Origin of the sequence: Ancylomarina euxina (genome assembly GCF_003863355.1) — a bacterium.
In the GTDB taxonomy this organism is placed as follows: Bacteria; Bacteroidota; Bacteroidia; order Bacteroidales; family Marinifilaceae; genus Ancylomarina; species Ancylomarina euxinus.
The window spans coordinates 25,808-41,679 of record NZ_QQWG01000026.1 but is presented as its reverse complement, the minus strand read 5'-3'; the positions used below and the strand labels follow the sequence as shown (position 1 = coordinate 41,679).

Sequence of the window (15,872 nt, the reverse complement as noted above, 5' to 3'; positions counted from 1 at the left end):
CTTAACTCAACAGCATTTAATTTAAACTCTCTACTAAATTTTCGTCTCTCTTTTTCCATTTTCTAAGATATAAATTATTAAGATAATTATACCTTAACTCACTGTCCAAGTAAATGTAGCAACTCCACCCCGATGGTTTTCCGTCTTCCCCTAGTCTACTTCCACATTCCCCCAGAGGTTTTCCGCATTCCCCCGATGGTTTTCTGTCTTCCCTTGGTCAACTTACACATTCCCTTTTATCATTTTCGAAAAATCTTAAGCAACTGAACTGTGAAAAAGAAAAAACTCCAATCGAGTTTCTAACAAGAAACCCAATTGGAGTTGTATATCTGTTTTACAATCGCCATCAGCAAGTGTAATCTTATCGGTAATTGCTTTTTATGCCACTACAATGGCGAACAAATCGTAATCCTCAACATCGGTAACCTCAACATCGTACATCTCACCTATTTTAAGCTTGAAGTTTTCACTAGAAATTAAAACCTCAGGATCAACTTCATAAGAATCGAACTCAGTACGTCCGAAGTAGAAATCTTCATCCTTGCGGTCGATAATTACTCTCATTCTCTCGCCTATTCGTGCTTGATTAGATTGACGTGAAATCTCTTGCTGAAGTTCCATAATCTCATCTTTACGAGCTTCTTTTACTTCTTGAGGAATATCATCGGTATAATTAATCGCGGCATAAGTATCATCCTCATTAGAATATGGAAAAACACCTAAACGCTCAAATTTCATTTCCTTTACAAAAGCTTTCAAATCTTCCATATCAGCCTCAGTTTCGCCAGGATGCCCAACCAACATGGTGGTACGCAAAGTGATACCTGGAACTTCTTCTCTAATACGGTTGATTAGCTCAACAGTTTGCTCTCGATTAATACCACGACGCATTAAACCAAGCACATTGTCACTCGAATGCTGAAGAGCAATATCCAAATAACGACAAACCTTTGGGTTCTCGCGCATGACCTTAAGTATATCGTAAGGGAATTGTGTTGGATACGCATAATGAAGCTTAATCCACTCTAAACCTTCAACTTCTGAAAGCTTCTCAACAAGTTCTGCCAACATCGATTTGCCATACAAATCGTGACCATAGTACGATAAATCCTGAGCAATAACCAAAAATTCTTTCACCCCTGTAGCTGCCAAATTCGTAGCTTCCTCAACAATCTCCTCAACAGGACGAGAAATATGCTTACCCGTAATTATCGGAATAGCACAATAAGAACAACCACGATTACAGCCCTCTGATACTTTCAAATAAGCAAAATGCTTAGGCGTGGTAATCATTCTCATGTTCGAGAAATCAGGTTTATATTCCTTATTCAGTTCTTTAACAATAGATTTCCACTCAAATTTTCCAAAAAACTTATCAACCTCAGGGATTTCAATAGCTAAATCGTCGCGGTAACGCTCCGACAGACAGCCCATCACAAAAAGGGTATCAATAAGGCCTTCTTTCTTAGCATCTGCAAACTGCAAAATCATATCGATAGATTCTTCCTTAGCATCGCCGATAAATCCGCAAGTATTAATAATAATTGTACGGGCATCGCTATTGTCTTCGTCACAGCTCACCTCAAATTGGTTAGCATCCAACTGCTTCATCAAAAGTTCGGTATCCACAAGGTTTTTAGAACATCCTAAACTTACGATATTGATTTTATTTTGGCTCATGATTAATTGAATATGAGATAATAGATATCTGATTTGAGAAAAAGAGACGAGACGAATTATAAATCGGTCAGCTCTATTTTAGCCGACAAAAATAAGATAAAAAAAGGGCTTTCCCACCTTTTAAACGATATACAGTTTGCTTATTTGAGGAACAAGAAGGAATTTCAGACAAAAGTGTTCTTTTTTCAAATCCCATTCAATATTAGTCTCCCCTAAAAGGATAAAAAAAAGACCCTTACCTTGGTAAGAGTCTTTCCTATATATCTTCTTTTGCTTAATTAAAAAGCGAATCGACAAATTCATCACGGTTGAAAACCTGCAGATCAGTCATCGCCTCTCCTATTCCTATATACTTTACAGGAATCTTAAACTGATCGGAAACACCAATAACTACGCCACCTTTAGCAGTACCATCAAGTTTCGTAATGGCTAAAGCGTTAACTTCTGTTGCTAAAGTGAATTGCTTTGCTTGCTCAAAGGCATTCTGCCCAGTAGAACCATCTAAAACAAGAAGAATTTCATGAGGAGCATCAGGAATCACACGATCCATAACACGTTTAATCTTACTCAACTCATTCATCAAGTTAATTTTATTGTGTAAACGTCCGGCCGTATCAATAATTACCACGTCAATACCTTCTTGCTTTGCCTTAGTTAATGTCTCGAATGCTACAGAAGCAGGATCAGCACCCATACCTTGATCTACAATTGGCACCTGAACCCGATCGGCCCAAATGTGCAATTGTTGGACCGCAGCAGCACGGAAAGTATCGGCTGCACCCAACATAACCTTGCGTCCTGATTGTTTAAATTGATGAGCAAGTTTACCAATAGTTGTCGTTTTACCAACACCATTTACCCCAACAACCATTATCACGTAAGGATAATCGGATTTAGGCAATTCCCAAGTATCATATTCTCCCTTATTATTCTCTTGCAACAAAGCAGAAATCTCCTCCTTAAGAATTCTATTCAACTCCGCTGTTCCAAGAAATTTATCTTCTTCAACGCGTTTTTCAATCCTTTCAATAATTCGAACCGTTGTATCAACCCCAACATCTGATGAAATTAAAATCTCTTCCAATTCATCTAATATGTCTTCGTCAACTTTCGATTTACCTGCAACCGCTCTGGATAGCTTTTTAAATACGCTTTCCTTAGTTTTTGCAAGTCCTTTATCTAGATTTTCTTTTTTTGATTTTGAAAAAATGCCAAATAATCCCATAGTATATTATACAGTTTAGGTCGGCTAAATTACAAAAAAATACACTGCTATCTGTTTATAATTATTCTTTTATTTGGCTGTTTAATACTTTATAAGCCATTATTATAAATCAAACTAAATGTATCCCACTCCCAAGCATAATATTTACCGAACCAAAAGACATAAAAAAAGCTCCTCAAACTGAGGAGCTTTTAAACGATATAGAAACTCTTTACTATTTAGCAAAGAAATCTTTAACATTAGCATTAGGAACGATCTCTTCTTTAAAAGAATATGCTCCTGTCTTAGGTGATTTCACCATCTTGATTACTTTAGCGTAACCACGACCTTCACCTTTTTGTAGGGATGCTACTACTTTCTTAGCCATAACTTAATATTATTTAATTTCTCTGTGAAGAGTAACTTTTTTCAAAATTCTATTATACTTCTTCAACTCCATACGATCAGGAGTATTCTTTTTGTTTTTAGTAGTAATGTATCTTGAAGTTCCAGGCATTCCACTATCTTTATGCTCAGTACACTCAAGAATCACTTGTACTCTATTACCTTTTTTAGCCATTTTATATGCCTTTTAATATTTTTTAATAAATCCTTTTTCTTGAGCTTTTTTCAAAGCACCTTGAACACCTAATTTATTAATTAGACGTACTCCGGCAGCAGAAATTCTTAATTCAATCCAGCGATCTTCCTCAGGAAGATAGAACTTCTTATCGAATAGATTTGGATAAAATCTTCTCTTAGTTCTTCTTTTTGAGTGAGAAACGTTATTTCCCACCATTACGCTCTTTCCAGTAATTTGACAAACTCTTGACATAGTCCAGATTATTTTTTTTCCTTAAATGCTTTTCAAACAGTGCGCAAAATACGCAATAATTTTCGAATTATTCAAATCTATTTGTAAGTTTTTTACAGTGAAATCGCAATTTTTATTTTCTGACTGACATGTAGCATCGAGAAAGCCCAATAATAAAGTAGCACACAGCTTTTTCTTCAAATTATTTGATCGGGCAAAGTTAGCATAAATACCTATTTACAAACCAAAAATCGAAATTATTTCATGCTTATTTTCTACAAGACATCCTTAATCATAGGAATTAAGGTCTTTATTGATACCGCAACATTAGTCATGAAGAGCTTAACAGAGATTGCCAACAAGATGATTCCGAACACTTTTCGAAGAATATGTATTCCTCCTTCTCCCAAAAATCGTTCAACAATCGAAGTCGATCTTAATACCAAGTAAACAATGAATAAATTCAAAACCAAGGCTATTATGATGTTCTCAAGAGCATATTCGGCACGTAATGCTACTACAGAAGTAAAGGAACCTGCTCCTGCAACCAAAGGAAATGCAATTGGAACAATTGAAACTCCTGATGGACCGTCATATTTTATAATCTCAATCCCTAAAGCCATTTCCACTCCCATAATAAACAGGATAAAAGAACCTGCAATAGCAAAACTAGAAATATCTACACCAAACAGTCCCAAAAGTTTCTCTCCTAAAAAAGTGAATCCGATTAAAACAACAAGTGCTACAACACTTGCTTTTAAAGCTTTAATTTCGCCACCTTTTTTCTTTAAATCGACAAGAATTGGAATCGCTCCAATTATATCAATTACGGCAAACAAAACCATGAAAGCAGAAACCGCCTCTATAAAATTAAAATGCATATTATTTTTTTAAGCCCTGAATTAATCAGGATGAAACATATTTTCAACCAAAAAGGAATTATCGTTTTAAATTAAAATCAAACACCAATTGATGTTTGTTAAAAAAAACAACTCAATTCAAAAATCGCACAAATATAACACAGTTTATTTGGATTTTGTTACAAATACAACACTTCTATTAAATTAGATTTTCAACTTCAATCACAAGCTTTGCATTTATACGTAACATCAATACCTTTATTAATTCTAAAAATTTCTCAAAGAATAAATCAGATTCAACCAACTTTTCAAGATGAGACAATTCAATTTCAATTTGCCAATAGTCCTGCTCTGCTTTATTCCATACCTTTATCATTTCAATACTATGAATGGGTAAAACAATCGAAAAACCAAAGATTGGAATCAAAGTCAAATCAATAACATGATCATCAAAAATCTTATCCATCTCCTCACCTACCGCATTCAAATAGCCATTAAAAGTATCAAAGAGATTTTCAAGGAAATCTATATCATTTATATCTAGCTCATCTAATTCTTCAGCAGAATCACAATACAAGGCATGCATCAGCAATAGATACTCTTCAACTTTTTCAAGTTTCCCATCTTTATTCATTCCTGGTTGAACTTTATAAAATTCCAATATATTTTCTAAAATCTCCAAACGCGAGACACTTTCTTGATCCATCAATTCTACATTGTTAATATTACTATTACAATAATACTTATTTTTGAGCGACTGATAAACAATTGCAATGTGTAAATAAATAGCAATTGACTAAAACATGATTCCTATGAGTAAACGCGATTTAAAACTATATGTGCATGATCTTAATAAAGAACAACTACAAGATCAAGTTATAGAACTCTACAGCCGTTTTAAAGAAGTTAAAGAATATTATGACTTTGCTTTTAATCCTAAAGAGAATAAACTTATTGAAGAATGTAAATTTAAAATCTCAAAAGAATATTTTCCACAAACAAAAAGAAAAGCTAAATGTAGGCGCTCAGTCGCCCAAAACTTTATCCGTCATTTTAAGCGTTTGGGTGTTGATCCAACATTAATTGCCGACATCATGCTATTTAATATTGAAATTGCACTAACCTATTCCTCCGAGAAAGAAAACATTCAAGACGCCTTTTGCAAAAGCATATTAAAATCATTTGATGAAGCTGTAAATTACATTTACGAAAATGGCCTATCAAAAGAATACACAACTCGTTTTGAGAAGATTGTAGATGAAAGCTCAAATCAAAATTGGTTTAACCGAGAATCATTTGAAAGATTATTCAACTCAGGAAGAGATAGATAACATATATAAATATTCACATATTTACACTCAAGCATCAACAGACTAACTAGCCACAAAACACGACAAAACAAGCAAATTGCTCGACAAAAACAACCTTGAAAAATCTTAGTCCCTTTCTGAAACGATTATAAACTATAAAATAATCATATAAACCATATATATAATTCAAATATATTTCTAACTTTAGTTCGGAAATTCTATTAAAGATATAGGATTTGCAAACTAAATGATTACAAGCGAAAGCTTGGTTAGTAGGTTAATTAGTCCTTTAGAAGTACTTGCCCGTGTCCCCCCTAAGACATGGGCATTTTTTTATCTCAAATTTTCAAGCCTCTTCTGCAACTATTTTTTATACATTTTATCAAAAATGAAAGAATTACCCAAAATAATTCCAGCCTGAACAAGCTTTATTCATCGTTTGGATTACTCCTTCCTTTTAAGTAAATTATGTATTCAAACTGGAGGATAAAAAAACATTCTGAATAAGTAGATATTTTTTCCTTAGAATTAAAAAAACAGCTTAATTTTCATTAAAATCGTTAATTTCTCGAAATCGTTTGCGTGGAATATGATTAATACCTTTTTTCTCTAATAGATGGATATTAAAAGACAATACGATCTGAAACAATTGATAATAAAGAAGTAAGAGATGATTGTAAAATAGGAAATCAGGGAAAAGCTAACATATCAGGAAGATATCTAACTTCTTCCCCACGTTAAACCTACTAAATATCATTGAGAATAAATTAAAAATAAATATAAAAAATAGATATACATATTAGGATAGTTAAATATCTCATCATAATTTTGGGACTCCAAACCTAAAAAAAATATGATGAGTACAATACAAATTAGCATGATTGAAGAACTAAAAAAAGTTTTAGAAGCGCATCAAGATGTTAGAGAAAATCTTTCCAGAGAAGATTTAATTACAAAGGCTGTTGATAATAAAGATGCCATAGTAACACCCAATGGAGCTCTTGCTACTTGGACACCATCTAACTCAACAGGTCGTAGCCCTAAAGACACATATATTGTTAGAAATCCCGAAAGTGAATCAAATATTGACTGGACATCACCTAATAATATCGGCCTAAGTCCGCAAACGTTTGCACTTATCTATGCAGATGCATTAAAGACGATTCAAAGCAAAGAGACTATATTTACAACAACCAGAGTCATTGGTGCAGATGCTAAATACGCTCTTCCTGTAAGAACAACTTCCGACAAGGCATTAAATCAGGTTTTCATTGATAATATGTTCCGACCTGTACCTGATAATATTAAGGAGTCTATTTTTGCTGATCAGGAATTCCAACTTATTGCACTTCCAAACGACGAGCTTGACAAAGATCGTTATAAAGGGCTAGTTCGTGACTTACCTAATGGCGAAACATCTGGACTTTGTGTCGTTGTTGATGTTGATAGAAGAATTGGTATTGTATATGGTTCAAAATATCAAGGTAGCATGAAGAAATTGATGTTTACTGTGATGAACTACCTACTTCCTTTCAATGGAGTATTACCATTACATTGCTCTGCTAACGAGGGAAAAGGTAAAGATTCTGCTCTTTTATTAGGACTTTCAGGTACGGGTAAAACAACGCTTTCAGCAGATCCTAATCGTGCACTTCTAGGTGACGACGAGCATGGATGGAGTGATAACGGTATTTTCAATTTTGAAAATGGTTGTTATGCGAAGATGATTGACATGGAGCGTAAAAACGAGCCAGAAATTTGGGATGCAGTGATGCACAATGCAGATTATAAGAAACATGGTGCTATTATTGAGAATGCCATGATGTACCCTAATGGGGATATCGACTTCTTCGATACCAGATATACTCCAAACTCACGCGCATCTTATCCCCTTGAGTTCTTAAGTAATATTAAACCAGAATCAACAGCTGGTCACCCTAAAACTATTCTATTTTTAACAGCTGATGCTTATGGTGTATTGCCTCCAGTATCAAAATTAACTAAAGAGCAGGCTATGCTTTGGTTCTTGATGGGATACACATCAAAATTAGCAGGTACTGAAACCGGAGTTACTGAACCTCAGGCGACTTTCTCACGTTTCTTTGGACAACCATTTATGCCATGTAATCCAAATATTTATGCAGATATGCTGGGTAATAAAATGGATGAGCATGACACTAATGTATTCCTTATTAATACAGGATGGAGCGGTGGCTCATATGGCACAGGGTCTCGTATCAAGTTAAAGTATACAAGAGCTATGGTTGATGCAGCTCTTAATGGTGAACTTGACAATGTTGAGTATATTCAAGATGAATTATTCCACGTGAACATTCCGACTACTTGTCCTAATGTTCCTACTGAAATGTTAATTCCTATCAACACATGGGAAGACAAGAAAGCTTATAAAACGACTGCCGAAAACTTAGCGAAGAAATTCTCTGAGAATTACGATAAGGCTTATAGTAAGCAAGATATCGATGCTAATATTATTGCTCAATGTCCTGGTAAGTAAAAACACTTCTGATCTAATCAGAATTTAAACATAAAAAAAAATGGCTATCAATTTAATTTGATAGCTATTTTTTAATTTATAATCGAATTGATCAAATCTCTTATCTGGTTTTGCAAACCTCCTCGTCTGACAAATTGAGATATTTCAATACATGTCCCTGTTCACTCCCAATTATCTGAGTTATACTAACTGTCCTAACAAGATTTCGTCTATTCATAAACAGACCGTATTCCATATTACCAGATCCACCTGTTTTATGGAACCTAATAATAGTATCCTGATTTAACTGGGTTTCATTATTCAACCAATGCCTAAACCATTGTTCACGTTCCAACTTCATTTCCTTTGTATATAAAGTCGTTGATGACCAAAAATGAGCTTCATTGCTTAATAGTTCCCTCACATGTAATTTTTTCTCATCCCAAATTAGTTCTGTTATTTGAATTGCAGATTTGTTTTCAACAACAATCATCGTAAATGCTTCTATCCCTTCAAACTGATAGTTCTCTATAAAGTCATTAAGACCTGAAAATTTAAAAAAATCAAGAAGAATCAATCCTCTACTCTGCCTATAATAAGGTTGACGTTGATGCTTATCAAAAGCCCCATTAAGCAAACATAAACAGGTATCAATACAATTGCTTATTATCCAACTTCCTTTAGCTTTAGAGTCTTTAGGATAAAATAATTCAATACCGTCATGCAGATATTTCTGTGGACTAAAAGCAACACGATTTGGATCCTCATCTCGATTGGTTGTCAAAATGAAATCCTGATCAGAAATTGGAATATAACTTAACGTGCACATTGATCTTTATTATAACGAATTGTAGAATAAGCTAGACCAAATTTTGGATCAATATTTACATGAGGGAATTGTTGATCAAGAGCAATACGAATCAAAGCCATATGATGAATTGCATGCTCCAAATTATAGGCTAGCTCACGCATCAAATTTGATCGAACTTGCTTCACTTCATCATTCTCCAAATTAAATCGGAAATATACACTCATATTTTTATTCACTGATAATACGTCTAACCAAGACAAAATTGAAGCCAATCTACCCTTTGCTGCGTCCAATTCAGTCTCGATCTGAACATTACGAACACGAGTATCATAATTAACTTCTCCAATCTCTGAACCTTCTCTTAATAAATCATAGAATTCAATGATATGACGCATATGCTTTCCAATTGAACTTCCCATTAAAAGAAAAGAGCAATGGGCGTATTCCTTATTATCTAAATTATCACACAGTTGAAATAACTGTTTGCATATTTCTTTAGAAGCATTTATAATTTGCATAGAGTCTATTTTTTTCAAAAACAAGATATTAAAAACAAGTCGTATTATATAATTCTTTAATAATCATTTTTTACTTAAACCTTAATTTAAGACTTTCAAATCTTTTTTCTGTCTTAACTTTACTGATGGATTAATATTTCTTTTATATTTAAATAACTAAACCTAAGTTATGCCCCGAAAGAAATATTATTACCCTCAATTTATAATCAAATGGATCAATTTTGAATTTTGGCCCGCATGGTTATTCTATGCACCCATGTTTTTATATGGTTTTGTTTTAGCCATAAAGAGCAAATCATTTAGCTATTTTACTGCTGCTAATCCCGAAATGGCATTTGGTGGTGCCTATGGAACCGATAAAACCAAGTTACTCAACTTACTTTCTTCAAAATATCACACTAAAGATTTTTTCGTTACAAAAGAAAAATCAAAAGAAGATATTATTAAACTAATGGCTGAAAGGGAGATCGAATTTCCAATTGTTGCAAAACCTAATGTTGGAGAGCGAGGCCGTGGTGTTGAAAAAATCGACAATGAAAAAGAATTGGAAAACTATTTAAATATTATCAAAGAAGATCTTATTATTCAAGAATTTGTTTCTCACCCAATAGAATTGGGCGTGTTTTATCATCGTTTCCCAAACAGCATACAAGATGGTATAAGCTCAGTTGTTATGAAAGAATTCCTGAGTATTACAGGGAATGGACGCGATAGTTTTGGGAAGTTATTATCTAAAAAATTCAGAGCAAAATCTCGTCTAAAATATTTTAGGAAAAGATACCCTAACAAATGGAATATTATCATTCCTGAGGGCATTACATTTAAAGTAGAACCCATAGGAAATCATAGCAGAGGGACCAAGTTCTTAGATGGGACACATCTTATTAATACCAAATTGGTTGAAGTATTTAGAGAAATATCGAAACCTTTAAACGGATTCTATTACGGTCGTTTTGATATAAAAGTCAATAGTATTCGTGATTTGTATGAAGGCAAAAATATTAAAATTTTAGAAATCAATGGAACAAATTCAGAACCTGCTCATATATACGATCCAGATTATTCCTTGCTTAAAGCCTATCGTGAAGTCATAAAACACATGAATCTAGTGTACAAAATAAGTCAAGCAAATATGGCTTTAGGAATTAAACCGATGCCTTTCATCGAATTGATCAGAGGATTATTACATCACCTTTTTGCAAAAAAGTAGTTTTCAGTCCCATATATGGATAATAAAAATCCAGTTAATTATTTCTAAGTGTTACAATTAGGCTGCTATTTTACAAAATCAATTAACTCTTTCCTTTATAAAAATCAAAATTGCTAAATTGCAGTCCAATTTTTAAACACACTTTATGGAATCATTTATTTCTCCCGACAGTCATTTTATACTCTTCTTTATTGTAGCTGGTGCTGCAGCTTTTGGTATCTATTCTGAACACAAAAAATGGTTTGGAAAACTATCTGGCATTCTTGTTACAATGATATCCATGTCAATATTAGCCATGTTGGGCGTTCTCCCTGTAGCTTCTAACCCAAACGTAAAGGTTGAAGTTTACGATATGGTCTTCACCTATTTTATTCCCATATCAATTCCAATGCTTTTGTTTAGCTCTAATTTGCTAAAAATCGTTAAGGAAAGTGGGAAGCTACTCCTAGCTTATATTATTGGAGCAATAGGAATTGTATTAGGATGCTTTCTGGCTTTTTCATTGATTGATTTGGGTGAAGATGCCGGTAATACCGCTGGTGTAATTGCTGCCACTCTAATTGGAGGTAGCGTTAACTTTATTGCTGCAGCAGAGAGTTTAAATTTCAGCACCAATCCAATGTTTACAGCTACTATCGCCGTTGACAATTTGGTTTCAAATCTTTATACGCTATTTCTTTTTCTAACACCATCTCTCATGTTCTTAGCGCGATTCTTTGTAAAACCAAAGAAAGAAAATGAAATTGAAGTTACTGATCAAGATAAAAGAGAAGACTACCCAATCACTATGGAACGCATTGCTGTTTCAGTTTTTATAGCTGCATTTATCGCCGGTGCAGGTACTTTCATAGCTCCGTATTTAGAAAGATTGGTTCAGACCGAAATAAACTTAAGCATTCTACTTATTACGCTATTTGCAGTATTGGCTGCCAACCTTTTTCCTAAACGCCTAAAAGCATTAGAAAATACAGCTTTTTCGGTTGGTATATGGATGATGTATATTTTCTTAGCGGTAATTGGAGCAGCTACTAATATTCATCAGATTTTCGATATCGGTCCTGCAATTCTAGGATTCTACCTTACTATCATGCTATTCCACTTCGTTTTCTTATTGGCACTGGCAAAGCTATTCAAGTTAGATGTATACGAAGTCGTTATTTCTTCGGCAGCAAATATTATGGGACCATCGGTAGCAGCACCTATGGCTGCCTCAATGGGACAAAAGAAACTCATTACTCCTGGAATCCTAGTCGGTATTTTAGGTTATATTATCGGAACATTTATAGGTGTATCTATAGCCGTATTTCTAAGCTAGACATACTCTAAAAAAAATATGAATTCAAAAAAAATAGTTGAAGTCACAGCTGCGATTATCCGAAAGGATAATCGCTTTCTTTGTGCGCAAAGAAAAGATTCCAGCGAACAAGGAGGTAAGTGGGAATTCCCGGGTGGGAAAATAGAAGATGGAGAAACACCAGAAGCCTGTTTAGAGAGAGAACTACAGGAAGAATTCAACATTCAAGCCAAATGTGGCAACTTTCTATGTGAGAATATGCACGATTATGGAAACAAAATCATTAAACTAAAAGCATACTTTGTAGATCATATGCAGGGTAATTTCAAACTTTTAGTACATCAGGACATCAAGTGGCTAGCTTTAGATCAAATTCATGAGCTGGATTGGGCAGAAGCTGATTTGCCAATCGTCAACCAATTAATTAACGATTTAAAATAAAACCATATCCCTCCAATTAAATTAACTGCTCTCCCCCATCGCAATACAGAATTTGTCCTGTAAGAAAATTATTATCCAATATGTAATCAAGCGATTTTAAAATAGGTTGCATACCTCCTGTTACTTTCATCGGTGTTGAGGCAGCTCTGTTTTCAAGATAATTTTCATCTGCATTAGCTGGTGCAATAGTTGAACCCGGAGCAATTCCATTTACTCTAATATCGGGTCCGAATTCCAAAGCCCCCATTTGAGTCAAATGAGATAAAGCAACTTTAGATAGACTATAAGCAGCATAATCAGACGCATATTTGCTTATTCGTGTATCAAGGAAGTTTACAATGACTCCCCTTTTACAGATATTCGCATAATCGCGCATTAAAACAAAAGGCGCTTTAAAGTTGACGTTCATCTGCTCATTAAGCAATTCTAAATTGGTCTCTTTAATCGAACTTGGACTATAAACTGAGGCATTATTAATCAGTAGGTCTATCTGACTAAACTCCTCATTAACCTCATAGATTAGAGATTCACAGGCAATTTCATCGGAAAGATTGCAGCAAAACACCTTAAATACTTGCTTAGGGTACATGGCTTTAAGGTAATCTCTCAAAGCCATAGCTTCCCCTTTTGAAGTATTATAATGAAGAGCCAGATTCCAAGACTGCTTAGCCAAATGTAGAGCCAATTCATTCCCTATTCTCTTAGCTGATCCCGTTATTAATGCTGTTTTACTTTCCATACTTTAATCTTAAAATAAGCTAACCCTAAAAGTACATGAATTATTGATTTTGAACCCATCCTAGCCCAAAGCTTTTTCCACTTTCATTATTAGACGCTAAAATCGCATATTTTGGCACGCTTGGTTTATTGCAATCGAAACCAACAAAAAAAGAGTATGCAGCTTTACCTACATTCTCTTTTACTTCTTAACAATTTCTCATGAGTTCCACTTGTTGTTTCAATTATAGACGTTAAATAAACGTCTGCACTCCAATCATTCTTCGCAAATACTTTCATAATAAGAGTTAGTAATGCACTAATGTCGCCATTGCGACTACTCGGGGTAATTTTCTTAATCAATGTCATTGATTTTAATTTTGGGATTAGTATTTATTGATTATTCAAAAGATCATTTTTTGCTTTGTAAATATTGATATTGGGCAAAAAAGCAGTTTTTCGGTCTTTGTCAGTATTGATATTGAGCAAAAAACTAATTTTTCATGCTTTGTCAGTATTGATATTGGGTGAAAAACCAATTTTTCGAGCTTTGAAAGTATTGATATTGATCAAATAAGCAGTTTTTGAGACTTTACTCGTATTTACATTGCTAAAATTCTGTTTTCATTAGCTGAAAATCACTTGCACTGATCAAAATATAATAAAACACAAAACAAGAACATCTCTATGTACAAGCAATTCAAAGTTTTGCTTATCAAACGCATTTATTATTATTATTATTATTATTATTAAACATCGCAATTATAAACAACTTAGATTTGACATCTATACAGACTTAAAAAACACCCCTATTGGCCCCCCTTAGTGTTCCGTTACGCTCTAATTCCCTAGAGAGTGCTTGAAAACGATAGCTCGAAAAGCCCTAACTAGTATGAGGAATTGAATAAAAACGTTTAGGACACGAATTAACTGGGACATTAATTCAGTGAAATGCTTATTTTTGATCATAAACAAAATCCAATATGAACCATACCATAACAATTGAACAAGGCTTGTCAGAATTATGTCCTTCTCTTAAACTTGGAGTTATTGAGTGTCAGTTAACCATTACTGAGGATAATGACGAACTTTGGAAAGAAATAGACGAATATATCGCACAGATTGAAAAAACGCTGACGGTGGAAGATATCCGTAACAAGTCGACCATTCAATCGTCGAAAGATGGCTACCGTCGTGTTGGAAAAGATCCCAACAGATACAGATTATCGGCAGAATCCTTATTGAGAAGAATCGTTAATGGTAAAGGCTTGTATAAGATCAACAATGTGGTTGACTTACTGAATTTGGCTTCTATAAAATCAGGCTTTTCCATTGGAGGTTATAATGCAGACAAAATTGTTGGAGACATAAAAATGGGCCTTGGAAAAGCCGACGAAGACTATCAAGGTATTGGAAGAGGTCAGCTTAATGTAGAAAACTTGCCTTTGTTTCGAGACGATCTTGGTGCTTTTGGTAGTGCAACCTCTGATTCACTTCGTACACAAATCGATTTAAATTGTCAGAATTTCCTCATGGTATTCTTTTCTTATCAGGAAGAAAAAGAATTGCTTGAAAGTCTAGATTTTGCAGAAGAACTATTAAAAAAATTTGCTGACGCTAAAGAACTCAAAAAGTCTATCATCTAAATTTCAGAATTCGCTATTATATAAATCCTGAGATTATAAATAGGAATCTCAGGATGCATTACAATTTTATCTCAAAATCGTCAGCATCAAGATAAACAGGAAATTTGGTTCTGAAATTTCGTAGTTTATCCAGTGATAGATTTACTGTTTGAATATCGTTCTTATAATCTTCACATTTACCCAAGAGTATACCACGAGCATCATATAATGAAGAATCTCCAGCATAAGATAAATCCATTCCATCTTTCCCCACACGATTAACACCAGCAACATATGCCTGATTATCGATAGATCTGGCTTTTAAAATTGTATTCCAAACATCACGACGAGCATCAGGCCAGTTAGCCACACAAACAAGTAGATCATAATCTTGCTGATTGCGGCCCCAGACTGGGAAACGTAAATCGTAGCATATAATAGGACGAACTCTCCATTCTCCGATTTTTACAATTCCCTTATCGCTTCCACCCACAAAGTGCTCATGTTCGTTTCCCATTCGAAACAAATGTCGCTTATTGTATGTCGAAATATCACCTTGAGGAGAAACCGTATACATTCGATTATAGTAGGCATCACTTTCATTCACAATTATGCTTCCCATGATATGAGCATCTAAATTCTTAGCTTGTTCTCTCAACCAAGCAACGACTGTATCGGTATATGTGGCAATCTTATCTTTACCTGACATCATAAAACCAGATGTGAACATCTCAGGTAAAATGATTAAATCACTTTTCCCTTTCAATCTAGCAAGCTGTTGCGTAAATTGATTCAGATTTGCATTCACATCACCCCAAATCAAATCGGACTGAACCAAACTAAGTCTTAGAATATCTGACATGTCATCGTATTTTAAATTCCTTGTAAATGAAA

The 15,872-nt window shown here is 34.2% G+C and carries 17 protein-coding genes; 6 read left to right on the top strand and 11 right to left on the bottom strand.

Features of this window, described 5'->3' with window-relative positions:
• Window positions 1–378: 378 nt before the first annotated feature.
• The 7 genes from rimO to DWB61_RS16650 all read right to left on the bottom strand — a co-directional run bounded on the left by rimO (window position 379) and on the right by DWB61_RS16650 (window position 5,264).
• Window positions 379–1,680 (bottom strand): 30S ribosomal protein S12 methylthiotransferase RimO, encoded by a 1,302-nt coding sequence (gene rimO, locus DWB61_RS16680; RefSeq protein ID WP_125032075.1) that lies wholly within the window; start codon window positions 1,678–1,680, stop codon window positions 379–381.
• 274 nt (window positions 1,681–1,954) lie between these two features.
• Window positions 1,955–2,905, bottom strand: coding sequence for a signal recognition particle-docking protein FtsY (ftsY, locus tag DWB61_RS16675; protein WP_125032074.1), 951 nt, complete (start codon window positions 2,903–2,905; stop codon window positions 1,955–1,957).
• Window positions 2,906–3,119: 214 nt separating this feature from the next.
• Window positions 3,120–3,272, bottom strand: a complete 153-nt coding sequence (locus tag DWB61_RS16670) for a DUF4295 domain-containing protein (protein WP_125032073.1) — start codon at window positions 3,270–3,272, stop codon at window positions 3,120–3,122.
• 9 nt (window positions 3,273–3,281) lie between these two features.
• A complete protein-coding gene (gene rpmG / locus DWB61_RS16665) occupies window positions 3,282–3,464 on the bottom strand; it encodes a 50S ribosomal protein L33 (RefSeq protein WP_125032072.1) in 183 nt (60 codons plus the stop codon).
• Window positions 3,465–3,476: 12 nt separating this feature from the next.
• Window positions 3,477–3,719: a 50S ribosomal protein L28 gene (gene rpmB, locus DWB61_RS16660; protein WP_125032071.1), complete on the bottom strand. Its 243-nt coding sequence runs from the start codon at window positions 3,717–3,719 to the stop codon at window positions 3,477–3,479.
• A gap of 254 nt (window positions 3,720–3,973) precedes the next feature.
• Window positions 3,974–4,579, bottom strand: a complete 606-nt coding sequence (locus tag DWB61_RS16655) for a MarC family protein (RefSeq protein ID WP_125032070.1) — start codon at window positions 4,577–4,579, stop codon at window positions 3,974–3,976.
• Between the two features lie 178 nt (window positions 4,580–4,757).
• Entirely contained in the window at window positions 4,758–5,264 is a 507-nt protein-coding gene (locus tag DWB61_RS16650) for a hypothetical protein (RefSeq protein ID WP_125032069.1), read from the bottom strand.
• A gap of 106 nt (window positions 5,265–5,370) precedes the next feature.
• Here DWB61_RS16650 and DWB61_RS16645 point away from each other — a divergent pair, with 106 nt between their 5' ends.
• Entirely contained in the window at window positions 5,371–5,889 is a 519-nt protein-coding gene (locus tag DWB61_RS16645; protein WP_125032068.1) for a DUF6155 family protein, read from the top strand.
• A gap of 835 nt (window positions 5,890–6,724) precedes the next feature.
• The gene (locus DWB61_RS16640) at window positions 6,725–8,383 is read left to right on the top strand and encodes a phosphoenolpyruvate carboxykinase (ATP) (protein WP_197091215.1); all 1,659 of its coding nucleotides are present in this window, start codon (window positions 6,725–6,727) and stop codon (window positions 8,381–8,383) included.
• Window positions 8,384–8,483: 100 nt separating this feature from the next.
• Here DWB61_RS16640 and DWB61_RS16635 read toward each other — a convergent pair whose 3' ends face one another.
• Entirely contained in the window at window positions 8,484–9,191 is a 708-nt protein-coding gene (locus tag DWB61_RS16635) for an NRDE family protein (protein WP_125032067.1), read from the bottom strand.
• Entirely contained in the window at window positions 9,179–9,691 is a 513-nt protein-coding gene (locus tag DWB61_RS16630; protein ID WP_125032066.1) for a DinB family protein, read from the bottom strand. Before DWB61_RS16630 ends, DWB61_RS16635 begins: the two co-directional genes overlap by 13 nt.
• Before the next feature lie 169 nt (window positions 9,692–9,860).
• Here DWB61_RS16630 and DWB61_RS16625 point away from each other — a divergent pair, with 169 nt between their 5' ends.
• The 3 genes from DWB61_RS16625 to DWB61_RS16615 all read left to right on the top strand — a co-directional run bounded on the left by DWB61_RS16625 (window position 9,861) and on the right by DWB61_RS16615 (window position 12,636).
• Window positions 9,861–10,901: an ATP-grasp domain-containing protein gene (locus DWB61_RS16625; RefSeq protein ID WP_125032065.1), complete on the top strand. Its 1,041-nt coding sequence runs from the start codon at window positions 9,861–9,863 to the stop codon at window positions 10,899–10,901.
• Between the two features lie 145 nt (window positions 10,902–11,046).
• Window positions 11,047–12,216, top strand: coding sequence for a DUF819 family protein (locus DWB61_RS16620; protein ID WP_125032064.1), 1,170 nt, complete (start codon window positions 11,047–11,049; stop codon window positions 12,214–12,216).
• A gap of 18 nt (window positions 12,217–12,234) precedes the next feature.
• Complete coding sequence (locus tag DWB61_RS16615) at window positions 12,235–12,636, top strand: (deoxy)nucleoside triphosphate pyrophosphohydrolase (RefSeq protein WP_125032063.1); 402 nt, start codon at window positions 12,235–12,237, stop codon at window positions 12,634–12,636.
• Between the two features lie 16 nt (window positions 12,637–12,652).
• Here the strand turns inward: DWB61_RS16615 and DWB61_RS16610 are convergent, their stop codons facing one another.
• Complete coding sequence (locus tag DWB61_RS16610) at window positions 12,653–13,375, bottom strand: SDR family oxidoreductase (protein WP_125032062.1); 723 nt, start codon at window positions 13,373–13,375, stop codon at window positions 12,653–12,655.
• Window positions 13,376–14,336: 961 nt separating this feature from the next.
• Here DWB61_RS16610 and DWB61_RS16605 point away from each other — a divergent pair.
• Complete coding sequence (locus DWB61_RS16605) at window positions 14,337–14,999, top strand: B3/B4 domain-containing protein (RefSeq protein ID WP_125032061.1); 663 nt, start codon at window positions 14,337–14,339, stop codon at window positions 14,997–14,999.
• Window positions 15,000–15,057: 58 nt separating this feature from the next.
• Here the strand turns inward: DWB61_RS16605 and DWB61_RS16600 are convergent, their stop codons facing one another.
• On the bottom strand, window positions 15,058–15,840 hold the full coding sequence (locus tag DWB61_RS16600; protein ID WP_125032060.1) for an amidohydrolase: 783 nt from the start codon (window positions 15,838–15,840) through the stop codon (window positions 15,058–15,060).
• Window positions 15,841–15,872 lie beyond the last annotated feature (32 nt).